Origin of the sequence: Nocardioides rubriscoriae, assembly GCF_008087085.1 — a bacterium.
Taxonomy (GTDB): Bacteria; Actinomycetota; Actinomycetes; order Propionibacteriales; family Nocardioidaceae; genus Nocardioides; species Nocardioides rubriscoriae.
This window is the reverse complement of record NZ_VIYJ01000011.1, coordinates 37,945-61,692: the sequence shown is the minus strand read 5'-3', so window position 1 is coordinate 61,692 and position 23,748 is coordinate 37,945. Positions and strand designations below refer to the sequence as shown.

Below are 23,748 nucleotides of genomic sequence, written 5' to 3'. Positions count from 1 at the left end.
GGTCAGGCCCAGAGCTGGCCCTCGAGCCGGTCCTCGGCCTCGTCGACGGTGCCCTCGTAGGCGCCGGTGGAGAGGTACTTCCAGCCGCCGTCGCACACGATGAAGACGATGTCGGCCCGCTCCCCGGCCTTGACCGCCTTGGCGGCCTGGCCCAGCGCCGCGTGCAGGATCGCGCCGGTCGAGATGCCGGCGAAGATCCCCTCGAGCTCGAGCAGCTCGCGCACCCGGCGTACGGCGTCGCGCGGGCCCACGGAGAAGCGTCCGTCGATGAGGTCGGCGTCGTAGAGCTCGGGCACGAAGCCCTCGTCGAGGTTGCGCAGGCCGTAGACGAGCTCGCCATAGCGGGGCTCGGCCGCGACGATCCGCACGTCGGGCTTGGCCTGACGGAAGAACCGCGAGACGCCCATCAGGGTGCCGGTGGTGCCGAGGCCGGCGACGAAGTGGGTGATCGAGGGGAGGTCGGCGAGCACCTCGGGGCCGGTGCCGCGCTCGTGCGACAGGGCGTTGGCGGCGTTGCCGTACTGGTAGAGCATCACCCAGTCGGGGTGCTCCTCGGCGACCTGCTTGGCGACGCGGACGGCCTCGTTGGAGCCGCCGGCGGCCGGGGAGGAGATGATCTCGGCGCCCCACATGCGCAGCAACTGGCGGCGCTCCTCGGAGGTGTTCTCGGGCATCACGCACACGATGCGGTAGCCCTTGAGCTTGGCGGCCATGGCCAGCGAGATGCCGGTGTTGCCCGACGTGGGCTCCAGGATCGTGCACCCGGGGCGCAGGGTGCCGTCCTTCTCGGCCTCCTCGATCATCATCAGCGCCGGGCGGTCCTTGATCGAGCCGGTCGGGTTGCGGTCCTCGAGCTTGGCCCACAGGCGCACGTCGGCGCTCGGCGAGAGCCGCGGCAGCCCGACGAGCGGGGTGTTGCCGACGGAGGCGAGCAGGGAGTCGTAGCGCATGACTACACAATGACATCCGACCGTGAGGTGTTCCGCCGGTGCCCAACCAGAGGTCAGACGTGGCCTGAGAGCTGCGCCATACGCGTCTCGAGCGCCGCGAGGTAGGCGTCGCGCTGGTCGCTGCTGACGGCGTCGCCCTCGAGGTGGCTGCACGCCGGCAGCACGTCGATCGACAGCTTGGCGGCCCCGGCCAGGGCGCGCAGCTCGTCGAGCCGGTCGCCGAACGGGGTGCCGCTGCCGGGTGAGTAGGACCGCACCACCGCGTCGACGTCGTCGGCGAACAGGTCGACCTTGGTCACCACGACGACCAGCCAGGTCGGGTGCGGGCGGCGTACGGCCATCGAGGCGATGCGGTGGGCGGTGACGGTCCAGTCCTCGAGCTCGCGGGCCAGCTGCTCCTCGCGCTCGACGGCGGCGGGCCCGGTGGTGCCGGCCAGCCGGCGCCCGGTGGCCAGGCCGTTGGCGACCACGTGGAGCACCCCGTCGACCGGGTCGTCGTGGAAGACCTCGTCGAGGGCGCCGAGGCGGGTGGCGGCGTTCTCGCCGGGCACGACGCGGAACCGGAAGCCGCGCAGCCGCCGGTCGCGGCGGACCCGCCGCTCCATGACCGCCGACCCCGACTCCGACGTGCCGCCCGGCGCGGGCCGGCCGCACAGGTGGTCGACGAGCTCGGTCTTGCCGACGCCGGTCATGCCGGTGACGGCGACCGTCGGGTAGCGGTGCTGGAAGACGCCCGTCACGCGGTCGCGACCGCGGGCGACGGCTCCGGGGACGGCGCGCACGCCGCGACGCGGGTTGACCACGGGACTCCTCAACGCAGGAAGTAGGTCGGGTCGAACTCCTCGAGCGGGATGATCCGCACCCGCGGGAGCTCGGTCTTGAAGGCGTGCACGTCGTACTCGAGGTCGAAGTGGTGGACCCCCTCGATCGCCAGTTGGGTGCTGGTGAACTCGCGGAACCCCAGCACGCCGACCTTGCGGTCGTGGCTGTGGTCGCCGTCGACCAGCGCGTGGATGGCCTCGGCGAAGTCGGCGTCGTGGCTGCCGAGCACCACGTCGGCGTCACCCATGTCGCGCAGGGCGTCGAGCGTGCGCAGGATGCCGATGTCGACGACCTTCTCGTCGGCGCGACCCGACAGGGGTACGGGCCGGTAGCCCATGGCGAGCAGCGCCTGGACGAACCCGGTCGGCAGGCTGCCGCTGCTGGCGTTGAGGAAGAACAGCCCGGTGACCGGCTGTCCCCACTGCTCCTCGAGGTAGGCCGTCACCCGCTCCCAGCGGGGCCGTTCCTCGGGCAGCGGACGCCGACCGAGGACCGACGAGCCGAGCGTGGCGTCGAGGTTCTCACCGTCGACGAGGACGAAGGTGCGCCGCTCGGTCATGCGTGGAGACTAGCCAGGGTGTGGCACCGCGTCCCACCGGTCGGGGGCGTACCAGTCCCCGGCGGTCTGGTCCACGCCGGGGATTCGCGTCGTTCGGCCACCCGTCGAGATCGGCGCGTCCTAAGGTCGCGGCCGGCACCGGCGCACCTGCTCCGGACCAGCACACCTCGTCTGCAACTCCCGCGCACCCACCAGGAGCACCTCATGACCTCCTCAGACGCCTCCCCCGCCGCCCGCGACGAGAGCGGCCCCCCCGCCCCGGTCAAGGACGCCGGCGAGGACCGCCTGTCGATCTACGCCGCCATCCTCCTCGGCATCGCCGCCACGCTGACCGCCTTCTCGGCCTACAACGCGGCCCTGACCGACGGCGACGCGCTCAAGGGCTACACGGAGTCCAACAGCCAGCTCTCCGACAGCAACTACTTCTACGGGCGCGGCGACGCCAAGCAGTCCCAGGACTACCAGCTGTGGCTGAGCTACAACGTCGCCTACCTGGAGAACCAGAACGGCACCGGGGCCCCCGAGACCAAGGACGCCATCTACGAGGCGATGGACGACAACCTGCGCCAGGCCGTCGACTGGTGGGCCACGACGGAGACGTCCGAGACGCCGTTCGACGACGACTCCCCCTACATCAACGACGACTACGGCGAGGGCGAGAGCACCGGCGAGGCCTCCCAGGCAGCGTTCCTCGCCGGCCAGGCCGCCGACAACCAGGGGGATGACTACGAGCTGGCCTCGGTCCTCCTGGCCCTGTGCCTGTTCTTCGCCGGAATCGCGACCCTGTTCCGCAAGCGCGGGGTGGTCGTCTCGCTGCTGGTCGTCGCGACCCTCGTGCTCGCGGCCGGGGCCGTCCAGCTCGCCGTCGGCGCCGGCGCCTAGCCGGCCCGGGGACCGAGCCGCCGCCGGAGCGGTCCTAGCGAGCGCCTCCGGCGACGGCCGGCAGCACGACGACCTGGTCGCCGTCGGAGAGCTGGGCGTCGAGGGAGCCGATGAAGCGGACGTCCTCGTCGTTGATGTAGACGTTGACGAAGCGGCGCAGCTCGATCGAGCCGTTCTTGTCCTCGACCAGGCGGTCCTTGATGCCGGGGTGGTTGCCCTCGAGGTCGTCGATGAGCGCCCTCAGGGTGTCACCGGCCCCGTCGACGGCCTTCTCGCCGTCGGTGTAGGTGCGGAGGATGGTCGGGATGCGGACCTCGATGGCCATGTGCGGTGCTCCTAGCTGTTCGTGAGCTCGGGGACGACGGTGACCTCTTCCTCGGTCACCACGCCGTCGACGATCTTGTAGGACCTGAACTCCACCGGGCCCTCGTTATTCCCGTGCTCGCGGGTGCTGACGAGCACGTAGTGGGCGTGGGGCTCGCTGGCCAGGCCGATGTCGGTGACGCTGGGGTAGGCCTCGGTGGCGGTGTGAGAGTGGTAGACGACGACGGCTTCCTCGTCGCGCTTCCACATCTCCTTGTAGAGCGCCAGCAGCTCGGTGGAGTCGAACTCGTAGAACGTGGGGCTGCCGGCAGCGTTGACCATCGCGACGTGCCGCTCGGGCCGGTCGCTGCCCTCGGGGCCGGCGACGATGCCGCAGGCCTCGTCGGGGTGGTCGCGCTTGGCGTGCGCCACGATGGCGTCGTACGTCGCCTGGTCGATGGTGAGCACGACGTCCAGGCTAGTGGGCGTCGCTCACCCGGTCGTGCGCGGTCCGGCCCCAGGACCGCCTCAGGACCGCCTCAGGACCGCCTCAGGACTGCAGCGCGTCGACCAGGGTCTCCTGCAGGGCGCCCATCCACTCGTAGATGTCGTGCGCCTGGGCGCGGGGGTCGTCGTCGGGCAGCGACCACCAGAACTCCTCGTCGCCCTCCTCGACGCCCAGCCGGGTCGCGAGCGCGAGGCGCACGTCGGCGAAGGAGCGCAACCAGGTCATCGCGTCGGGCTCGTCGAGCTCGACGTCGATCACCAGGCCGTCCTCCTCCAGCAGCGGCGGCAGCCCGGCCTCCTCGAGCGCGTCGATGACCGCGGACGCCGCGGCGGCCTTGCCGTCACGCAGGCCGCCCTCGGTGAAGCGCCGGAACTCCGAGGCGGCCTCGTCGTCGTCGGGGTAGGCCGTGGGGAACAACCGGGCGAGCACGGGATCCTCGGGGGGCACGGTCGGCCCGGAGAAGTCCATCAGCGCCTCGAACGGGTCGCGGTCGTCGACGGTCGCGGCCTCGTTGCGCAGCAGCTCGACGAGCTGGCCGGTCAGGGAGCGCAGCAGGTCGGCCTCGAAGCCGGTGAACGTCGCGATGACGCGCCGGCTGCGGCGGTGCCGGGTGAAGCCACTCATGCGTCTGCGCCTCACTCCGACTTGGAGAGCGTGGCCCACAGGCCGTACTCGTGCATGGCCTGCACGTCGCGCTCCATCTCCTCGCGGGTGCCGGTGGAGACGACGCTGCGGCCGTCCTCGTGGACCTCCATCATCAGCTTCTCCGCCTTCTTCCTGCTGTAGCCGAAGTGCTTCTGGAAGACGAACGTGACGTAGGACATCAGGTTGACCGGGTCGTTCCACACGATGGTGACCCAGGGGGTGGCCAGGACGGTGATCTCGTCGTGCTCCGGGACTTGCTCGAGCCCTGGATCGACCTCGACAGGACTAGCGGTGGACACGTCTTCATGGTGGCACACTCACGCGGGTGCCCCACCTCGACGTGCAGCTGACCGACGGCGTGCTCACCCTCACCATGGACCGGCCCGAGGTGCTCAACGCGATGAGCCCCGAGATGAGCCTGGCCCTGGCCGAGCAGCTCGAGCAGGCCCACACCGACGACGCGGTGCGGGTCGTGGTACTGACCGGTGCGGGCACCGCCTTCGGCACCGGCGCCGACATCGGTGGCGCCGAGGCCCACGAGCGCTTCGACGTACGGGCGATGGACATGACCACCCGCATGGTGCGCGCGATCGTCGGCTGCGACAAGCCGGTCCTGGGCGCCATCAACGGCATCGCCGCCGGGGTGTCGTGCTCGCTGGCCCTGGCCTGCGACGTGATCGTGGCGCACGACTCCGCGGCGTTCCTGCTGCCCTTCGCGCGGATCGGCTTCATGGTCGACGGCGGCGCGTCGGCCACGGTCGCGGCCGCGATCGGCCGGGCCCGCGCGATGCGGATGGGCCTGCTCGCCGAGCCCTTGTCGGCCCGGGAGGCCTACGACGCCGGCCTGGTGACCCACCTCGCGCCCGCCGAGCCCGACACGGCGTACGCCGAGCTGGTGGCGACGCTGACCCGGCGCCTGGCCGCCGGGGCGCCGCTGGCCCAGGCCGCCACCAAGCGCGCGATCAACGCAGCGACCCTGGGTCACCTCGACGCCGCCCTCGACCGCGAGCGCACCGGCCAGACCCTGCTGATGCGCACCGCCGACGTCGCCGAGGGGATGCGGGCCTTCTCCGAGCGCCGCAAGGCGGTCTTCCGCGGCGAGTAGGGCCGCCCTCAGGGGCACCACTTGGTCACCAGAGCCCGCAGCACGGTGACGTTGCGGTTGGTGGTGACCCCGAGCCGCTTCTCGACCGGCTTGAGCAGGGTGGCGTCGAGGTAGCCGCCGTCGAGGAGCAGGTGCACCGCGCGCGCCGAGACGTGCACCCGCTCGCGGTCGGTCGACAGCGCCTCGAGCTCGTCGCGCTGCGCGGCCGACGGCTCGCGCTTGACCAGCCAGACGTAGTGCCTGCCCTGGTGGCTCCCCCGGCTGGCGGCGAACCGGTCGGCGTCGGCGACGACCGCGCGCAGCTCGTCGGTCGTGTAGGCGATGGTCGGCACCGCGAAGCCGCGGTCCTCGGCGTACGCCGCCTCGAGGGCGGCCTCGATGCGTGCGCGCGAGCGCATCCGGGTGGTGAGCCGCACGTTGCCGGTGTTGATGTGCGTCGCGACGTCGGTGAAGCCGGCGGCCTCGGTCGCCGCGACGATCGCGTCCTTCGGGAACTTCCGGGTGGCGCCGAGGTTGATGGCGCGCAGGAAGGCGACGTAGGTGGCCATGGCGCGAACCTAACCGGGTCGCGACCGGACCAGACCAGACCCGGAGCACTGCAACCCTGCCGCGCAGGCGTGCGTCTTGGGACCGTGAACATGATCTCCCGCATCGCCGGACTGACCGCGGCCCTCGCGACCGCCGGCCTCGTCCTCCCCGCCACGTCGACCGCCACCACGTCGACCGCCACTGCCACTGCCACTGCCGCCATCGCCCCCGCCGACGTCGGCTGGGTGACCGGCCGCGTCGTCGACGAGCAGGGCCGGCCGGTGGCCGGTGCGCTGGTCAACGTCGCCGGACCCAGCGAGGTCGTCGAGCGCGGGCTGCTGCCCGACCGCACCGACCGGCGTACGCGCACGGCGGCCGACGGGACCTTCCGGGCCCGTCAGGACGCCCGCGGCTACCTGGTCCAGGTCTGCGAGCCCGACCCCGACGCCCCGACGACCTGCCGGGAGACCGCACTGGGCGTCGAGCACCTCATCGCCTACGTCGGCCCCGACGGTGGCAGCGACAGCTGGGTCACCCAGACCCGGCTCTTCAAGCCGGCCGGCACCGACCGTGCCGTCGGCGACGTGGTCGTGCACCCGCCGACCCGGGTCACCGGCACGCTGCGCGGAGTGCGCCACGGGCTCGTGCAGGTCATGCGCCTCAACGACACCGTGGCGTTCAACGGGCAGACCGACGGCGAGGGCCGCTACGCGATCGAGGGCCTGGCGCCCGGCACCTACTACGTCCGCGCGGGCGGCGAGGGCCGCCTGCCCTGGCGCTCGGCACCGGTGACCGTGACCGCCGAGCAGCCCGGCGTCGTCGACGGCGTCGTGCGGCTGGGTGCCGTGGTGACCGGCTCGCTGGTCTCGGGAGGCCGTCCGGTCGCCCGCACCGAGGTGCTGCTGACCCGTGGCGACGGCACGCCGTACGCCGCCGGGGCGACCGACGGTCGCGGCCGGTTCCGCTTCACGGGGCTCACCCCTGGCCGCTGGCGGGTCGGGGTGCGCGAGGCCGGCGGCGTCCACGTGCCGCGGATGGTGGGCTTCACCGTGGACGGCGCCGCGGACCGCGTGGCGGTGACCGTGCGCCTCACGAAGGGCGCGACGATCGTCGTCCCGCTGGTCGAGGACGGCCAGGCCCCGCGCCGCACCCGCGACGAGCTGCGCAACGCCGACGGCGACCTTGTGCTGACCTACCGCAGCGGCGGCGGCACGGCGACCTACACCGGGCTGCGTCCGGGTGACTACACCGTGACCGTCTCGGGCGCGAACGGCTGGGCGCGACGCACCGTCGAGGTGCGCGCCGGCCGGACCGTGCGCACCCGCCCCCTCGACCTCGCGCGGCCGTTCCTCACCCTGCGCGGCACGACCGCCCCTGGAGCCGTGGTCGAGGCCACCACCAGCGACCTGTGCCCGCCCGACGGGCAGCCCGTGATCGGCGCGTTCCACGAGATCTCCGACCGCGCCGACGCCCAGGGCCGTTACGTCCTGCGCGGGCTGGTCGGGGGACGCCACATGGTCGGGGCCGACTCCTGGCCCGGCACCCACGCACCGAGGTGCTGGGACGACGTCGCGATCACCAGGAGCCGGCGCCTGGACCTGCCCCTGGCCGCCGGGGCCACCGTCACCGGTCGCCTCGTCTACGCCGGCACGGCCAACCCCGTGATCGCACCGCTGTCCTACGAGCTGCTGCACCCGGCCGGCCGCGCGACCAACCCGACCTCCGAGCACCCGGCGGTGGGTCGCGCCCGTGGCGCGACCGGCGTCTTCTCGGTGCCGCGGCTTGGCGCGCGACAGGTGACCGGCGTGCTCGCGACCCAGACCGCCGAGGGCATCACCGACGGGAGCTTCCTGGTGCTGCACCCTTACCAGGACGGCACGCCGTACTGGCTGGAGGCCGCGCCGCGACCGATCTCGCTCTCGGTCGGGTCGCAGGTCGACCTGGGCGACGTCGAGCTCGTCGTGCACGGCGTCGCGACCCAGCCCTGATCAGGTGGCAGGGGCGTCGACGTCCTTGAGGTAGCGGTCGAACCACTCGACGACACGCCGCTGCACGTCGACCTGGTGCCGGGTCTCGCGCACCGCGTGGGGCTCGCGCGGGTAGGTCACGAACCCCAGCGGCGCGTCCTGACCCGCCAGCGCCCGGTGGAACGCGACGGCCTGGCTGTGAGGGACCCGCGCGTCCTCGGCACCGTGCAGGATCAGCAGCGGCGTACGCCGACGCGCGGCGTGGGAGATCGGCGAGCCGAGGGCGGCCCGGTGGGGGCCCGGGCCGTCCCACGGGCGGCTGCCGCCCAGGGCGGCCTCGAAGTCGGGCAGGTCGCTGGTCGCGGCCATCATCCCCCAGTCGCTGACCCCGGCGCCCATGACGCCGACCTTGAACCGGTCGGTGGCGGTGACCGCCCAGGCGGTCAGGAAGCCGCCCTGGCTCCAGCCCCCGACGCCCAGCCGGTCGGGGTCGGCGATGCCCGCCGCGACGGCCGCGTCGACCACCGCCGTCACGTCGTCCCACTCGACGCTGCCCATCGTGCCGCGGGCGGCCGCGGCGAACTCGCGGCCACGGCCGGAGCTGCCGCGGTAGTTGGGCATCACGACCGCGTAGCCGCGGGTCGCGAGCAGCTGGCCCCAGTCGAGGGGGTGCACGTGGGCCTCGGGGACGTCGCGGCCGTAGGGCCCGCCGTGGACGAGGACCGCGGTCGGCCAGGGCCCGTCGCCCGCGGTGCCGGCGGCGGGGCGGATGACGACGGCGTCGAGGTGGGTGCCGTCCGGCGCCGTCGCGGCCAGGGCCTCGGGCACCCCCAGCACCACGTCGGGCAGGCCCGCGCCGTGGTCGGCGACGTCGCGCAGGTCGCCGAGGGGGCCCGCGAGCACCCGCACCGGCAGCCCGGCGTCGAAGAGCACCAGCGCCAGCACCGGCCCGGCGTCGGTCGTGACGAAGGTGGCGTCGAGCGGCTGGCCGGGCACCTCGAGCGCGAGGCTCCGCTCCCCCGTGGCGAGGTCGAGCCACTCGAGCCGGTCGGCCATGCCCTCCGAAACGGTGAGCAGTGCTCTCGAGCCGGCGCCCGCACCGTCGGTCGCAAGCCCCGCGGCGCAGCGCGGCTCGTCGCGACCGGTGCCCACGACACGCAGCTCCCCGCCCGCGGCCGGCACGGCCCAGGCGGTGTAGCCGGTCTGGGGCGACAGGTCGTGCTCGGCGAGCAGCACCACCTGGTCGCCGACCCACCCCAGCCCCGAGGCGTACGGCGCCGCGCAGAGCGTCCGCGACCCCCCGGCGAGCGGCACGACGACGACGTGGCGCGAGGCCCAGTGCTCGGCCGGTGGCGCGTCGTCGGCGAGCACGGCCAGGTCGGCGCCGTCGGGCGACCACGACAGCTCGACGAGGTGGCGGTCGAGGTCGTCGAGGCGCGCCGGCTCGGCCTGCTCGCCCGGCGCGGGGTCGACGTCGACCAGCCACAGGTGCGCGTGCTGCCAGCGCTCGCCGTGCACGGCGGCGTCGTCCTTCTCCTTCTCGCGGCGCGCGTCCTCGTCGTCGGGCTCGTCGGGCGCGAGGAACGCCAGGCGGGTGCCGTCGGGCGACCAGGCGAAGGCACCCACGTCACGCTTGCGCAGCGCCACGGGCCGCGCCTCTCCCCCGTCGACCTCGAGCACGTAGAGGCCGTGCGTGCCGCGCTCGTGGCGGTCGGACAGGAAGGCCAGCGGCAGGCCGTCGGGCGACCAGCGCGGCGACGTCTCGTGCGTGCCGTGCGTCCACCGCCGCCCCGGCCCCGCCGTCGTCAGGTCGGCCACCCACACCCCCGACTCGGGGTGCTCCCCCGCGACGCCGAACGGTGCGGCCGTCCAGGCCACGCGGCGACCGTCGGGCGAGACCTGCGGGCCCCGCGGGAACAGCAGGGACGAGACCAGCTCGGGGTCGAGCCCGGTCGTGGGGGTCGGCGGGGTCGGCGGGGTCGGCGGGGTCGGCGGGGTCGACGGGGTCGACGGGGTCGACGGGGTCGGCATGCGGGTGACGCTATCTGTTCCCCGGGTCACACTCGCTGGAGATGCATAGGTTTCCTATGTAACGTGGAGGACATGGACGATCCCGTCGACCTCGGCAGCGAGCTGGTCACCCACGCCGCCCGCCTCGTGCGCGCCGTACGCCGCCGCCACGACCTGCCGGCCGGGATCCGGGTGCTGTCGCTGCTCGACGAGCACGGCACCCTCGGCGTCTCCGCGCTGGCCCGGGCCGACCGCTGCTCGCAGCCGACGATGTCGGCGAGCGTGCGCGACCTGGCCGAGGACGGCTGGGTCACCAAGGACACCGACCCGACCGACGCCCGCGCGTCGGTCGTCACCCTCACCCCGGCCGGACGGGCCGAGCTCGACCGCGTCCGCCGCTTCAACGGAGAGGCGGTCGCGGCCCGACTGGCCGCGAGCACCACCCACACCGTCGACGATCTCGCCACGGCCGTCGCCGTGCTCCGCGACCTGCTCGACGGCTCCGACCCCGAAGGGAGTCACCTGTGAGCCACTCCTCGGCCACCACCACCCCTCACCCCACCGACGAGAAGAGCTCGTTCCTCGCCCAGCCCCGCGCGGTCTGGGCCGTCGCCTTCGCCTGCGTCATCGCCTTCATGGGCATCGGCCTGGTCGACCCGATCCTCAAGGACATCGCGGCCCAGCTCGCCGCGACCCCCAGCCAGGTGTCGCTGATGTTCACCAGCTACATGGCGATCATGGGGATCGCGATGCTCGTCACCGGCGTCATCTCCAGCCGCATCGGCGCCAAGCGCACCCTGCTGGCCGGCCTGTCGCTCATCATCGTCTTCGCCGCCCTCGCCGGCGCCTCCGACACCGTCGGCCAGATCGTCGGCTTCCGCGCCGGCTGGGGCCTGGGCAACGCGCTCTTCGTCGCCACCGCGCTCTCGACGATCGTCTCGGCCTCGGTGGGCTCGACCGCCCAGGCGATCATCCTGTTCGAGGCCGCCCTCGGCATCGGGATCGCCTCGGGCCCCCTGGTGGGCGGGCTGCTCGGCGAGCAGTCGTGGCGCGCGCCGTTCTTCGGCGTCTCGTGCCTGATGGTGCTGGCCCTGGTCGCCACGGCCGTGCTGCTGCCGGCCACCCCGCCCGCCGGGCGGCGTACGTCGCTGCTCGACCCGTTCCGCGCGCTCAAGCACCGGGCCCTGCTGCTCCTCGGCGTGACCGCGATCTTCTACAACATCGGCTTCTTCACCATCCTGGCCGCCGGCCCGTTCGCGCTGCCCGAGGCCGGGATCCTCGAGATCGGCTGGATCTTCTTCGGCTGGGGCCTGCTGCTGGCCTTCACCTCGGTCTTCGTCGCCCCGGTCGTGCAGCGCTGGCTCGGCACCGTGCCGGCCGTGATCACGGTGCTCGCGCTCTTCGCCGCCGACCTGGCCGTGATGGCGCTCTTCACCTCGCACACACCGGTCGTCGTCATCGGGATCGTGCTGTCCGGGGCGTGCATCGGCGTCAACAACACCCTGGTCACCGAGGCCGTGATGGGGGCCGCCCCCGTCGAGCGTCCGGTCGCCTCCGCGGCGTACTCGTTCCTGCGCTTCACTGGCGGTGCGGTCGGCCCGTTCGTCGCCCTCAAGCTGGGCGAGGAGGTCGACGCCCACGCGCCGTTCTGGTTCGGGGCCGTGGCCATCGCGATCGGTGCTCTCGTTCTGACCGCCGGACGCCACGTCGTCGCGGGCCGCACCCCGCACGCCGCGGTCGGCAGCCGCGACGAGGCCGAGGCCGTGCTGGTGGGCGACCAGGCCTGAGCCCACCAGGGCCTGTGGAAAGCCGTTCGCGCGCGGGACGCCGCGCGCGTACGGTCGTGCCTGGCGGGATCAGCAGCCGGCGCGGGGTACCGATCGCCGGTCCTGCGCGTCGTACCCCGCCACAGGTACGCAGCCTGAACAGCTGCAGGGTTCGACTCCCTCCTCTCCGGCGGGGTCGGGTCCGGGCGTTCACCGCAGCGGCCGCCAGCGACCCGGCCGGTCAGCACGACGGTCGACGTCCCGTGGCCGTCGCGTGCCCGGACCCGACCCTGCCCTCACCCACGACCGCACCGAGGAGAGCACGATGACCACCACGACCGTCCCCGCCACCACCGTGGCCGTCGAGTACGTCGACGGCCTGCGCACCCGCGTGCTCGAGCCGGGCCGCCACCGGGTGCCCCGTCGCGCGACCCACGTGTCGGTCTCGCTGCTCGAGCGCCTGGTCACGATCGCGCCCCAGGAGGTGCTGACCGCCGACGGCGTCAGCGTCCGGGTCACCGCCGCGGTGCGGTGGACCGTGGGCGACCCGGTCGCCTTCCTCGAGACCACCAGCGACCCCGACGGCGCGGTGCACCTGGCGGTGCAGCTGGCGCTGCGTGAGGCGCTGCTCGACGTCGAGGCCGACGCCGTCGTGCGCCGCGCGCGCACCGGGCTCGGCGACGCCCTGCTGGCCGCGGCACGGGGCGCCGGCGCGAGCGTCGGCATCGACGTGCGCGCCGTCGCGGTCAAGGACGTGATCCTGCCCGCCGACCTGCGCGCGGCCTACGCCGAGCTGGTCACCACGCGCGCCCGCGGCCAGGCCCGGCTCGAGGCCGCGCGCGCCGAGACCGCCGCCCTGCGCTCGCTGGCCAACGGCGCCAAGCTGCTCGACGACCACCCGGCCCTGGCCCGCCAGCGGCTGGTCGAGGCGGTGCCCTACGGCTCGACGATCACCGTCAGCACCGGCACCACCGACTGACGCCCCCCGGCCGGGATAATCCCTGACGAAAATCAACGATGTCGGCCGCGGATCGTTGATTTTCGTCAGGGACTACCCCGCCGCCGGCCGGCCCGACGCCGAGATCGCGGTAGCGAGCACCAGGCATCCCGCGCCCGCGGCGCGCGGCAGCCGGATCGCGACAATCAGTTACAGGTTGCCGCGGGCGTCCTGCTCGCGCTCGATGGCCTCGAAGAGGGCCTTGAAGTTGCCCTTGCCGAAGCCCAGCGAGCCGTGGCGCTCGATGAACTCGTAGAACACGGTGGGCCGGTCGCCGATGGGCTTGGTGAAGATCTGCAGCAGGTAGCCGTCCTCGTCGCGGTCGACGAGGATCTTGCGCTTCTTGAGCTCCTCGATCGGCACCCGCACCTGGCCGATGCGCGCGCGCAGGGCGGGGTCGTCGTAGTAGGAGTCGGGGGTGTCGAGGAACTCGATGCCGTTGTCGCGCAGGATGTCGACGCTGCGCAGGATGTCGCCGGTGGCCAGGGCGATGTGCTGGCAGCCGGCACCGTCGTAGAACTCGAGGTACTCGTCGATCTGCGACTTCTTCTTGGCGATCGCCGGCTCGTTGAGCGGGAACTTGACCCGGTGGTTGCCGCTGGCGACGACCTTGCTCATCAGCGCGGAGTAGTCGGTGGCGATGTCGTCGCCGATGAACTCGGCCATGTTGGTGAAGCCCAGGACCTTGTTGTAGAAGGTCACCCACTCGTCCATCTTGCCGAGCTCGACGTTGCCGACGCAGTGGTCGACGGCCTGGAAGAGCCGCTGGGGGTGGCCCTCGCGCCGGGTCACGGTGGTCGCGCGGGCGACGTAGCCGGGCAGGTAGGGACCGGAGTAGCGGCTGCGGTCGACCAGCGTGTGGCGGGTCTCGCCGTACGTCGCGATGGCGGCGGTGCGCACGGTGCCGTGCTCGTCGGTCTCGTCGTGGGGCTCGACCAGGATCGTCGCGCCGACCGCGCGGGCGTGCTCGATGCACTTGTCGACGTCGGGCACCTCGAGGGCGAGGTCGACGACGCCGTCGCCGTGCTTGCGGTGGTGCTCGTGCAGCGGGCTCTCGGGCGTCACGCCGCCGGTGAAGACGAAACGGGCGCTGCCGCTGCGCAGCACGTAGGACTTGGAGTCGCGCGTGCCGGTCTCGGGGCCGCGGTAGGCCTCGAGCTCCATGCCGAGCGCGAGCTGGTAGAAGGTCGCGGTCTGCGTCGCGTTGCCGACCACGAAGCACACGGCGTCCATCGCGGTGACCGGGAACGGGTCGCGGCTGGCGTCGTACTCGACGAGGCCGACGAGCTCCTTGAGCTGGTCGAGGGTGAGGTCTGCTCTGAGCTCGTCCGGGGTCAGCGTCATGGGGCTCAGCGTGTCCGGCGGTGACAATCTGTGCAACAGTGCTGCGACACGTTGAGCAACTTGTCCAGTCGAGAGGGGCACGATGGACGACCTGGACCGCACCCTGATCAGTCTGTACGCCGCCGAGCCCCGCGTCGGGGTGCTCGAGGCGTCGCGCCGGCTCGGCGTCGCCCGCGGCACCGTGCAGGCCCGGCTCGACCGGCTCGTGTCGTCGGGCGTGGTGACCGGCTGGGGTCCCGACCTCTCCCCCGAGGCCCTGGGCTTCCCGGTGACGGCGTTCCTGACCCTCGAGATCAGCCAGTCGGCGGGCCACGTCGCGGTGGCCGACCACCTCGCCACGATCCCGGAGGTGCTCGAGGCCTACACGATCACCGGGGCCGGCGACCTGTGGTGCCGGGTCGTCTCGCGGTCCAACGCCGACCTGCAGCGGGTCATCGACCAGGTCGTCTCCGTCGACGGCGTCCAGCGCGCCTCGACCGTGATGGCGCTGGCCACCCAGGTGCCCTACCGCGTGCTCCCGCTGCTCGAGGCCACCGACTGACCCCCGCACCCGCACACTTGTCCCCGTGGACGCGCTCACCGAGACCTGGGACCGCGCGACCGCCGTCCAGCCCCTGCCCGAGCCGGGCGTCGTCCTGGCGACCGGGCTGGTCGCGCTCCTGATGGTGCTCAGCTCGACGACCTGGCGGCGGGTGCGGCTCGGCGTCACCGTCGTCCACGAGGCCGGCCACGCGGTGGTCGCCGTCCTGGTCGGCCGACGCCTGCAGGGCATCCGGCTGCACGCCGACACCTCGGGTCTGACGGTCTCGAGCGGTCGCCCGACCGGACCCGGCATGGTCGCCACCCTGCTCGCCGGCTACCTCGCCCCCGCCGTGGTCGGGGTCGGGGCCGCGCTGGTGCTCGCGAGCGGGCGTGGGGTCGCGCTGCTCTGGCTGATGATGCTGCTGCTGGTGGGCCTGCTGCTGTGGGTGCGCAACTGGTACGGCGTGCTGACCCTCGCCGGCGCCGGCGTCGGCATCGGCCTGCTGACCTGGTACGCCGCGCCCGACGTCCAGGCGGTCGTCGCCTACCTGGTCGCCTGGCTGCTCCTGCTCGCCGCGCCACGGCCCGTGCTCGAGCTCGTCACCGCAGGCCGCCGGCGCAGCCGCAGCTCCGACCCCGACCAGCTGGCCCGGTTGACCGGGGTGCCGGCCCTGGTCTGGTGCCTGCTGATGCTGGTGGCTAACCTCGCCGGCCTGCTCGTCGGCGCGCTGACCCTGGCGCCGGACCTCCTCGCCCGCGCCTGAGCCCGGACCTCAGCCGGGCAGCCCCGGCAGCCGGAAGGTCGAGCCGGCGCGCACGGTCACCGTGTCGGCGACCTTGGCGTTGTACGACGTCTGGTCGGTCGTGCAGAGCACCAGCCGCACCCGGTGACCGGCCTGGAAGCGGTGCGCGAACCCGAGCAGCCGCACCCGCACCGCCCGGTCGCCGTAGCCCTTCGGTACCCGGACCGGCGTGATCAGCCGGTGGATCAGCGTGGCCGAGCCGTCGGGCGCGACGTCGAGGACCTTGGCGTAGAAGACGGTGTCGAGGCCGTTGGCGCCCCGCAGCCGCAGCGTCGCCGACGGGATGCCGACCGACACGTAGGGCCGCGCGAACGGTCGCGACGTGAAGGCGGCCAGCTGGCCCGGAACGTCGCGCGGCGGCATCGCCAGGTCGGGCGAGGAGTCGGGGCCGCTGAAGTTGCTGGTCTCGGTGTAGGCCGCCGGCTGCCCGCCCGCCGGGTTGAGCATGGTCAGCGCGCCGGGTCGGACCCGGCTCTCGCGCGTCACGAGCCGGCCGTCGGACGACAGCAGGAACGCGGTCGTACGCCGCGGGGCGAACCGTGCGGACGCGCCGTACTGCTCGTCGTCGGCACCGCCGCCGGTGTGGCGCACCCAGTCGCGGTAGTAGGTGAAGGTCGGGCCGCGGCCGGCGGGGGTGCCGCGCAGCCAGTGGTCCATCCAGCCCAGCGCGCGCAGCGGCAGGTAGCAGCGGTTCATCTGCGCCACCGAGCGGGCGACCCCGTCGTACTGCTCGCACTCGCCGGGCTGCGAGCTGTAGCCACCGTGGCCGCCGGAGTTCCAGATCATCGCGACCGGCACGCCGCGCCGCCGCAGGGTCGTGAAGGTCGCGGCCGCGTCGTTGAGGTTGAACAGCGTGTCGCTCTGGCCCTGTACCAGCAGCACCGGGACGTCGATCTCAGACAGGAAAGTCGACGCCGAGGCGCGCGCGACCTGCCGGATCGCGGCCGCGCGGAAGCTGCCCGTCGCGGTGAGCTCGTCGTAGAGCGTGCAGAGGTCGGCGTAGTAGCCCGGGCAGGAGGCGATGCTCGCGATCTCGGCGGGGTCGCCGCTGCCGGCCTTGGCCGCGGCACAACCGCCGTTGCCCATCGCCTGCTGGGCGTTGCCGAGCGCGTAGAACAGCGAGGTCCACTGCTGCTTGAAGACGCCCTGGTGGGGCGGGTGCCGCAGCCCGGTCCGGTCGCCGCGGTCGACCAGGTTGTTGGGGTCCAGCGAGTAGCGCAGGTTGTTCCAGGTGCGACCCGGGATGGCCGCCCGGATGCGGTGGTCGGCCGCCGCCAGCGGCAGCTGGATGCCGCCGCCGTAGGACCCGCCGATGGTGCCGATCACCAGGCCGCGACGGTCGCGCAGCACGTCACGACGCGGCCCGAGGACCGTGCTGATCACCTGGCTGGCGGCCTCGACGTCGTAGTCGGCCGACTGCAGGCTCACGCACCCGCCGCTGCGCCCGAAGCCGGACGAGGTGTAGGTCAGCACGTTGTAGCCGTGGGCCGCGAAGAACCGGGCGGTGGTGACGACCTCGTTGGAGTCCTTGGTCAGGCCGAAGCCGTGCGTCATCAGGATCGTCGGCTGCGGCGTACGACGCGTGGCGTTGTCGGGGACGTAGAGCCGGGTGTCGATCGAGAAGCGGAAATTGTCATCGGGACCCACGACCACCGGCACCATCTGGTCGTTGGTCCGCCAGGAGTGCGTGCCGGGCCGAGCGCGGACGACGTCGTGGTCGGGCGGAGTCGTGGTCGCCCGGGCTGCGACCGGCACGGCCGTCGTCGTCGGTGCGGTGCGGACGTCGGTGGTCGCCGCCTCGGCCCGGACGGCGGCCGGCACCAGCGCGGCCACGACGGTGGCGAGCACGACGGCCCGCCCGATCCTGCTGGTCTCCATGTGACGACGGTAACGCCGTCACGCCTGCTGCGATGCCGTACGACGTATTGGCGGCCGCGCAGCCCCTCGCCTCCACACGGCTCTGCCGCAGGGGTCTCTGTTGGGGGACGGTTCTCGTGAGCTCCGTGCGGCCACGTTGTCTCCACGTGACCTGACCGATGATCAGTGGACCCGCTGGAGCCGCCGTTTAACGTGCCGGACACAAGCGGCCGCGAGCACGCCGAGGACCCGTCCACGGTGGTGGACAGGATCCGGCCTATCGTTCAGACCACTGCCGGCGGCGATCTCTCCAGACGTCGTTCGAGCCGTGCACACCGGTCTGGCTACAGTTCTGCCGCTCGTCAATAACGGCAGGTGAAGGTAGGCGATCACGGTATGGCATCGCCACCGCCGTGCGCTCCCCGTCACGGGAACGAGACGGCCGGCTCACAGTCGCGCTCGCAGCCTGGTCGTGAGGCCCCCGGGAAGCGCGCGCAACGCGAAAGATCTGGATGCGTCCCTAGATCTGACGTACGTCGGCAGGCCGCCGACCCTAGTAGCCGCGCGTACCGTCGAGTTGCTCTCGAATCACGTCGAGGTGCCCGAGATGGCGGGCGGTCTCGTCGATCATGTGCGTGACGATCCATCGGAGACTCACTGGTGGGAATTCAGGTGGTGTGAACTCCTGCATCGCCCCGAGGTCTTGGTGCGACACCACCTGACGTGACACTGCACATTCAGTTCAATAGCCCTCGACGAGGGCGTCCAGCGACGACCGGGGAACCTGCCAGCCGTCGGAGGAATCGCGCTCTGTGTGGCCTCCTGCTGCGCTTGGGAAAATGGCGGCGAACCAACCGTGCTCGGTCCAACGCAGGTGCGACAGGATTCCCGCGACCGTCATCAGCGGCGAGGTCGCCAGGAGGGACTGGTGGGCCTGTTCGTCGGTCAGCCCTTGGACCTTACGCAGCACAGTCGCACGCTGCCAGTCCAGCCAGCCTGTCAGTACTGCTCGTTCGTTCCCGCTGCCGTCTGGGAATGTCCGCTCCACGTCATCCACCGTAGTGACGCGGACAGGTGAGCGCCCTCGCGCTCATCGCCAGATCCGGTATGCACTGCTAGGCAGCCCACGCCAGGAAAATGAAGAACCCATTGTTCTCGAACATGTGCTCGATTATACTCGACCCATGTCCACTGCTCTCGCCGACGACGCGGTGACCCCGGCACTGCTGCTGGAGCAGGTCCGTGCGGCACGGGTCGCAGCCGATGCGGCCGAGGCACGCATCCTGCAGGTCGCGGTGGACTGGGCGCAGGCCCACCCGGTGCTCGACGGTGCCGACGGTTGGCGGATCACGGCCGCGTCGGCGCAGCCGATGGAGCAGCTCGACGGCACCGCCCTGGCCCTGGGGTTCGCCGACCTCGAGACCGGCGAGCAGGCCGAGGAGCGCCTGGGGTGGTGCGGCATCCCCCCGGTCGCGTGGGACGCCCCGGCTGCGTTCGCCGCGGCCAACCGGATGTCGACCGCGGCCGGCAAGGCCCTGATCCGTGACGCCCTGGTGCTGTGCCACCGGCTGCCGAGGATCTGGGCCCTGGTGTGCACCGGGCAGGTCCCCGCCTGGCGGGCCCGGCGCATCGCGCAGGCCGTGCTCGGCTCCCCGGCCGACGTGGTGGCCTACCTCGACGACCACCTCGCCCCGATCGCTGCCACCGTAGGCCTGACCACCCTGGACCGGGCGATCGCCGAGGCGATGCTGCGCCTGCACGCCGAGATCGTCGAGCTCGAGCAGGCCGCCGCCGAGCACGGCCACCACGCCTCCTTCCACCTCGACCCCCAACCCGACGGCAGCGCCGAGCTCCACGCCCGCGGCGACTGGCAGGACCTCCACGCCCTGGCCGCCACCGTCGCCCGCATCGCCGCGGCCCTGAAGACCAACGGCAGCGACCCCGACGACCCCGACGACCCCGACCCCGACGACCCAGACGAGACCGACCCGCTCGACACCCGCCGCGCACGCGCCCTCGGCGTCCTGGCCGACCCCGCCCTAGCCCTCGCCCTGCTCCACCAGCACCCGGCACTCGCGTCCGCTGAGTCACCCGCCGAGTCACCGGCCGAGTCACCGGCCGAGTCACCGGCCGAGTCACCGACCGAGTCACCGGCACCCGCTTCCGTACCTACCCAGGCTCCGACACGGGTCCCGGGCAAGCAGGCCGTGGTCTACCTCCACCTCACCGACCTCGCCCTGCTCGGCCTGGACCCCGTCGCGCTCAACGACACCCCCGGCACCCGCCCCCACCCGCTCCTGGTCCAACAGGTCCACCAGTGGCTGTCACGAACCGACACCCACGTCGCCGTCTTGCCCGTGCTCGACCTGTCCAACGAGCTGCACACCGAGTCCTACGCCATCCCCGACCTTCTGCGCGAGCAGGTCCGGCTGATCAACCCCACCTGCGTGTTCCCCTGGTGCACCACCCCCGCGCGCCGCTGCGACCTCGACCACCTCGACCCCTGGAGCCCCCACCCCGGCGGCGGCACCACCAGCAGCTGCAACCTCGCACCCCTGTGCCGACACCACCACCGACTCAAGACCCACACCACCTGGACCTACCGCACCTTCCGGCCTTCCGCACCCAGGGCATCGGCAGTCTCCTGCTGGACGCGGTCCAGCGCGCGGCATCCCTGCGCAGCGAGTCAGTCGGTCTCGGTGTCGGCCTCTACGCGGACTACGGCGCTGCTCAGCGCCTCTACGCCCGGCGGGGCTACGTTCCCGACGGACACGGGCTGATGTACGACTACGCCCCGGTCGCTCCCGGCGACACCGTCCGCGTCGACGACGACGCCACCTTGATGCTCGTCCTCAGCCTGTCGAAGCGCGGCAACGCCGACGCGTGACCTCAGCTGGCGCGGGCGGAGTGCTTGACCAGGTACATCGCGGCGTCGGCGACAGCGGCCAGGGCGGAGCCCTCGCATTCGTCTGTGGTGGCCGCGCCGACCGAGGCGCGTACGTCGACCGACGTGCCGGCCCACGGCAGCGAGAAGGTGAGCGCACCCTGCACCCGGTGGATCAGCTGCACGGCGACGCTGCGGGGCAGCCGCGCCGCGACCAGGAACTCGTCGCCGCCCAGGCGGGCGACCAGGTCGTGCGGGCGGGCCGCGGCCCGCAGCCGCCGACCGACCTCGACCAGCACCGCGTCACCGGCGGCGTGCCCCAGGGTGTCGTTGGTGGCCTTGAAGGAGTCGAGGTCGACGTAGGCGACGACCACCACCTCCGCGGGGGCCACGAGCGCGACCTGCGCGGCCAGCCACGGGTCCACGACCCGGCGCGTCGCGCACCCGGTCAACGAGTCGGTGTCGGCCTCGTCGCGTGCGCGCGAGACCGCCGCCTCACGTTGGACCTCCGAGGCGATGAGTCGGGCGAAGAGCCGCATCGTGGGCAGGTGGGCCTCCGCGTCGTCGGCGCTCACCGAGTCGGCGGCGCACAGTGTGCCCCACAGGGCGCCGTCGGGCATGGTCACGGGCACCGACACGTAGACCCGGATGCCGAGCTCCCGGCCTGCAGCACTGTCGGGCCACGCCGACGCGACGTCGGTGACGTAGGGCCGCTGCTCCTCCAGCGAGCGCTTGCACAGGGTGTCCTCCCACGGCACGACGAGGCCCTCGTCGACGGCGAACCCGTCGCGGGTGTTGCGGGCGTAGCGGATCTCCTGCACGCCGTCGTCCTCGTGCACGACCGTGAGGTACGTCGACGCGAGGCCCGTCAGGTCGCCCAACGCGTCCAGCAGCGGCCGACTGAGGCCCTCGAGGTCTCCGGCCTTCTCGACGGCGTCGGCGACGGCCGCCAGGCCGGTCGGCGTCGGGCGAGCCTTCGGCGGCGCGTCGAGCGCCCGGACCAGCGGTGCGGCCACGGCGGCCAGGCCCGAGAGGACGTGGTGGTCGCGCACGTTGAGCGAGGTGTGCGGCTCGCGGCCCAGCGCGCAGAGGGTGCCGAAGACCGTGCCGCTCTCGTCGAACAACGGGACGCCGGCGAACGAGACGATGCCGAAGGCCGACGTCGAGGGCAGTGCCTGCAGCGCCGCGTCGTCCCGCGCGTCTCCGATCATGAAGCCGCCGGTCTCGACGACGCGACCGCACCACGCGTCGGCCAGCGGCTCGGTGATGGCGTCGGGGCCGGCGGTGCCGTCGGCGTGGGCCGACAGCCGCACGGTGCGGTTGCCCGCGCCGTCCAGGACGCTCGCGAACGCGGTGTCCATGCCCAGCTGCTCGCACAGCAGGGTGAGCAGGCGGCGCAGGACGACTCGGGGCTCGCCCTCGACGAGGCTCGCGATCTCCTGGAGCGCAGGGGCTGCGGTCATGGGCCCACGATGAGGGGTGGCGGCACGGCCGGTGGCCGAATCCGGCGATTCGGACCACTCGGGCGCCCCGCATGACCCGAACGGGTCAGGGACCACCCGACCCTCGTCGTCCTAGGCCGCGTCGGCCCCTGCGCGCCGCGGCATCAGCAGCCCCGAGAGCAGCAGGGCGAGCGCGACGACCACCGAGCAGACGAACACCGCGTGGATGGCCGGCGCCAGCACCCCGGCCGCGAGGTTCTCGAGGTCGAGCGTGGCGCCCGGCGCGGACCCGTCGGCCACCCGGCTGTTGACGATCGCACCGAAGACGGCGACGCCGACGGCGCTGCCCATCGAGCGGGCTAACATATTGGTGCCGGTGGCGACGCCGCGGTGCTGCCAGTCGACCGACGACTGGGCGACGATGACCCCGGGGCTGGCGACGTAGCCGAAGCCGATGCCCATCACGAAGCAGGGCAGGGCGAGCTGCCACAGGGCACTGTCGGCGCTGACCGGCAGCAGGAGCGCTGCGCCGGCGATCACGAACAGGGCCCCCATCAGCACCGTGCGGCGGAACCCGATCGTCAGGTAGAAGCGTCCGCTCGTCGAGGCCGCGATCGGCCACCCGATCGTCATCGCCGCCAGCGCCAGGCCGGCCACGAGGGCACCGTGACCCAGCACCCCCTGGGCGTAGAGGGGCACGTACGACGTCAGCCCGAGCATCAGCACCCCGACGACGAACGCCCCCGAGTTGGCGGCGTTGAGCACGCGGCGCCGAAAGATCCACAGCGGGAGCACCGGCTCGGGCGTGCGCGCCTCGACCGCGACGAAGGCGACGAGCAGCGCGAGCGCGGCGACGAAGATCGCGACACCGGCGGTCGAGCCCCACTCCCAGCGCACCCCACCCTCGAGCAGGCCGAGCAGGAGCAGGGAGCCCCCGGCGGCCAGCAGCACCGCGCCGACGTAGTCGATCGTGTGCTTGCGCCGCTCGATGCTCTCGTCGAAGCGCCGCCACATCACCCAGCCGGCCGCGATCCCCAGCGGCAGGTTGACGAAGAAGATCCAGCGCCACGACAGGTAGTCGGCGAAGACCCCACCCAGCGTCGGGCCGATCACCGAGGCCGCCGCCCAGACGCTGGCGATGTAGCCCTGCACCTTGGCGCGCTCGGCCAGGGAGTAGATGTCACCGACGATCGTCATGCCCATCGGCTGCACCGCACCGGCGCCGAGGCCCTGGACGAGCCGGAACAGGATGAGTGCGGGCATGCTCCACGCGATCCCGCAGAGCAGCGACCCCACGACGAACAGACCGATCCCGAGCAGCATCACCGGCTTGCGACCGTAGAGGTCGGCGACCTTGCCGTAGATCGGCACCGACACCGCCTGCGCCAGCAGGTAGATCGAGAACAGCCACGGGAACGACGTGAAGCCGCCGAGGTCGTCGACGATCGCGGGCACCGCGGTCGCCAGGATCGTCGCGTCGATCGCGACCAGACCGATGCTGAGCATGACCGCCAGCAGGACGGGGCCCCGCTCGCTGCGCAGGCCGACGCTGGCACGGGTGATCTCGGGAGCACTCACGGGTCTCCCCAACCCCCGGGCGACGCCCTGTGTTCCCGAGCCGCCCTGACCTGCCGTGGGGCATGGCCGACTTCGACAGCGGCGCGGTCGCGGCCGCTGACCGGGCACGGACCGGCAGACGGCTGCGCCCTGGCCGACGTGTTCGCGCGGCTCCTCGCCGTGCCCTCACTCCGGGTCGGCTGAGCCGTCGAGGCAAATTCGGTCAGCCCTGGTGCCTAACCCCACGCCGGACCGTTCGTTGTGCAGTAGCCCCAGCAAGCTCCGTCCTTCGATCAA

The 23,748-nt window shown here is 72.7% G+C and carries 22 protein-coding genes and 1 pseudogene; 9 read left to right on the top strand and 14 right to left on the bottom strand.

The genetic code is table 11. The features are described 5' to 3' along the window. Positions 1 to 2: 2 nt before the first annotated feature. Genes FZC61_RS19155 through FZC61_RS19145 form a run of 3 tightly spaced genes read right to left on the bottom strand, consistent with a single transcriptional unit; the run spans position 3 to position 2,331 of the window. Entirely contained in the window at positions 3 to 950 is a 948-nt protein-coding gene (locus FZC61_RS19155) for a PLP-dependent cysteine synthase family protein (protein WP_148615787.1), read from the bottom strand. A 53-nt stretch (positions 951 to 1,003) separates the two neighbouring features. Then, positions 1,004 to 1,753, bottom strand: coding sequence for a hypothetical protein (locus FZC61_RS19150; protein WP_211357340.1), 750 nt, complete (start codon positions 1,751 to 1,753; stop codon positions 1,004 to 1,006). 8 nt (positions 1,754 to 1,761) lie between these two features. Continuing rightward, entirely contained in the window at positions 1,762 to 2,331 is a 570-nt protein-coding gene (locus FZC61_RS19145; protein ID WP_148615786.1) for an NYN domain-containing protein, read from the bottom strand. A gap of 204 nt (positions 2,332 to 2,535) precedes the next feature. On the opposite strand from FZC61_RS19145, the gene FZC61_RS19140 reads away from it, so the two are divergent. After that, the gene (locus FZC61_RS19140) at positions 2,536 to 3,213 is read left to right on the top strand and encodes a hypothetical protein (protein WP_148615785.1); all 678 of its coding nucleotides are present in this window, start codon (positions 2,536 to 2,538) and stop codon (positions 3,211 to 3,213) included. A 34-nt stretch (positions 3,214 to 3,247) separates the two neighbouring features. Here the strand turns inward: FZC61_RS19140 and FZC61_RS19135 are convergent, their stop codons facing one another. From FZC61_RS19135 to clpS, 4 genes are all read right to left on the bottom strand, one after another. Next, positions 3,248 to 3,538 (bottom strand): MoaD/ThiS family protein, encoded by a 291-nt coding sequence (locus FZC61_RS19135; protein ID WP_148615784.1) that lies wholly within the window; start codon positions 3,536 to 3,538, stop codon positions 3,248 to 3,250. A gap of 11 nt (positions 3,539 to 3,549) precedes the next feature. After that, positions 3,550 to 3,984, bottom strand: a complete 435-nt coding sequence (locus FZC61_RS19130; RefSeq protein ID WP_148615783.1) for a M67 family metallopeptidase — start codon at positions 3,982 to 3,984, stop codon at positions 3,550 to 3,552. A gap of 82 nt (positions 3,985 to 4,066) precedes the next feature. Continuing rightward, positions 4,067 to 4,648 carry a DUF2017 domain-containing protein gene (locus FZC61_RS19125; protein ID WP_148615782.1) on the bottom strand — a complete coding sequence of 194 codons (582 nt, stop codon included), beginning with the start codon at positions 4,646 to 4,648 and terminating at the stop codon, positions 4,067 to 4,069. 11 nt (positions 4,649 to 4,659) lie between these two features. Continuing rightward, positions 4,660 to 4,968: an ATP-dependent Clp protease adapter ClpS gene (gene clpS, locus FZC61_RS19120; RefSeq protein ID WP_148615781.1), complete on the bottom strand. Its 309-nt coding sequence runs from the start codon at positions 4,966 to 4,968 to the stop codon at positions 4,660 to 4,662. A gap of 26 nt (positions 4,969 to 4,994) precedes the next feature. Between clpS and FZC61_RS19115 the strand changes: the two genes are divergently transcribed. Beyond that, positions 4,995 to 5,774 carry an enoyl-CoA hydratase-related protein gene (locus tag FZC61_RS19115; RefSeq protein WP_148615780.1) on the top strand — a complete coding sequence of 260 codons (780 nt, stop codon included), beginning with the start codon at positions 4,995 to 4,997 and terminating at the stop codon, positions 5,772 to 5,774. A gap of 8 nt (positions 5,775 to 5,782) precedes the next feature. Here FZC61_RS19115 and FZC61_RS19110 read toward each other — a convergent pair whose 3' ends face one another. Next, positions 5,783 to 6,322, bottom strand: a complete 540-nt coding sequence (locus FZC61_RS19110; RefSeq protein WP_148615779.1) for a DUF1697 domain-containing protein — start codon at positions 6,320 to 6,322, stop codon at positions 5,783 to 5,785. Positions 6,323 to 6,412: 90 nt separating this feature from the next. Here FZC61_RS19110 and FZC61_RS19105 point away from each other — a divergent pair, with 90 nt between their 5' ends. Further along, positions 6,413 to 8,290: a carboxypeptidase regulatory-like domain-containing protein gene (locus tag FZC61_RS19105; RefSeq protein ID WP_148615778.1), complete on the top strand. Its 1,878-nt coding sequence runs from the start codon at positions 6,413 to 6,415 to the stop codon at positions 8,288 to 8,290. Here the strand turns inward: FZC61_RS19105 and FZC61_RS19100 are convergent, their stop codons facing one another. After that, complete coding sequence (locus tag FZC61_RS19100; RefSeq protein WP_148615777.1) at positions 8,291 to 10,300, bottom strand: S9 family peptidase; 2,010 nt, start codon at positions 10,298 to 10,300, stop codon at positions 8,291 to 8,293. 72 nt (positions 10,301 to 10,372) lie between these two features. Here FZC61_RS19100 and FZC61_RS19095 point away from each other — a divergent pair, with 72 nt between their 5' ends. From FZC61_RS19095 to FZC61_RS19085, 3 genes are all read left to right on the top strand, one after another. Then, positions 10,373 to 10,807, top strand: coding sequence for a MarR family winged helix-turn-helix transcriptional regulator (locus FZC61_RS19095; RefSeq protein ID WP_148615776.1), 435 nt, complete (start codon positions 10,373 to 10,375; stop codon positions 10,805 to 10,807). Continuing rightward, positions 10,804 to 12,066 (top strand): MFS transporter, encoded by a 1,263-nt coding sequence (locus FZC61_RS19090; RefSeq protein ID WP_148615775.1) that lies wholly within the window; start codon positions 10,804 to 10,806, stop codon positions 12,064 to 12,066. The genes FZC61_RS19095 and FZC61_RS19090 overlap by 4 nt, the downstream gene beginning before the upstream one ends. A gap of 304 nt (positions 12,067 to 12,370) precedes the next feature. Further along, entirely contained in the window at positions 12,371 to 13,024 is a 654-nt protein-coding gene (locus FZC61_RS19085) for a slipin family protein (protein ID WP_148615774.1), read from the top strand. A 168-nt stretch (positions 13,025 to 13,192) separates the two neighbouring features. Here the strand turns inward: FZC61_RS19085 and hppD are convergent, their stop codons facing one another. Next, positions 13,193 to 14,386 carry a 4-hydroxyphenylpyruvate dioxygenase gene (gene hppD, locus FZC61_RS19080; protein ID WP_148615773.1) on the bottom strand — a complete coding sequence of 398 codons (1,194 nt, stop codon included), beginning with the start codon at positions 14,384 to 14,386 and terminating at the stop codon, positions 13,193 to 13,195. A gap of 82 nt (positions 14,387 to 14,468) precedes the next feature. Between hppD and FZC61_RS19075 the strand changes: the two genes are divergently transcribed. Together FZC61_RS19075 and FZC61_RS19070 are read left to right on the top strand one after the other, a co-directional pair. Then, positions 14,469 to 14,927, top strand: a complete 459-nt coding sequence (locus tag FZC61_RS19075) for an Lrp/AsnC family transcriptional regulator (RefSeq protein ID WP_148615772.1) — start codon at positions 14,469 to 14,471, stop codon at positions 14,925 to 14,927. A gap of 25 nt (positions 14,928 to 14,952) precedes the next feature. After that, positions 14,953 to 15,672, top strand: coding sequence for a M50 family metallopeptidase (locus tag FZC61_RS19070; protein WP_148615771.1), 720 nt, complete (start codon positions 14,953 to 14,955; stop codon positions 15,670 to 15,672). Between the two features lie 9 nt (positions 15,673 to 15,681). On the opposite strand, the gene FZC61_RS19065 is transcribed toward FZC61_RS19070, so the two are convergent. Both FZC61_RS19065 and FZC61_RS19060 read right to left on the bottom strand, forming a co-directional pair. Then, positions 15,682 to 17,589 carry a CocE/NonD family hydrolase gene (locus tag FZC61_RS19065; protein WP_148615770.1) on the bottom strand — a complete coding sequence of 636 codons (1,908 nt, stop codon included), beginning with the start codon at positions 17,587 to 17,589 and terminating at the stop codon, positions 15,682 to 15,684. Positions 17,590 to 18,121: 532 nt separating this feature from the next. After that, positions 18,122 to 18,616, bottom strand: a pseudogene (locus tag FZC61_RS19060) (DinB family protein). A gap of 136 nt (positions 18,617 to 18,752) precedes the next feature. On the opposite strand from FZC61_RS19060, the gene FZC61_RS19055 reads away from it, so the two are divergent. After that, a complete protein-coding gene (locus FZC61_RS19055; RefSeq protein WP_148615769.1) occupies positions 18,753 to 20,348 on the top strand; it encodes an HNH endonuclease signature motif containing protein in 1,596 nt (531 codons plus the stop codon). 109 nt (positions 20,349 to 20,457) lie between these two features. Here the strand turns inward: FZC61_RS19055 and FZC61_RS24000 are convergent, their stop codons facing one another. Together FZC61_RS24000 and FZC61_RS19045 are read right to left on the bottom strand one after the other, a co-directional pair. After that, positions 20,458 to 21,915 (bottom strand): sensor domain-containing diguanylate cyclase, encoded by a 1,458-nt coding sequence (locus FZC61_RS24000; RefSeq protein ID WP_148615768.1) that lies wholly within the window; start codon positions 21,913 to 21,915, stop codon positions 20,458 to 20,460. Between the two features lie 111 nt (positions 21,916 to 22,026). Next, positions 22,027 to 23,472, bottom strand: coding sequence for an MDR family MFS transporter (locus tag FZC61_RS19045; RefSeq protein ID WP_246142794.1), 1,446 nt, complete (start codon positions 23,470 to 23,472; stop codon positions 22,027 to 22,029). Between the last annotated feature and the right edge of the window lie 276 nt (positions 23,473 to 23,748).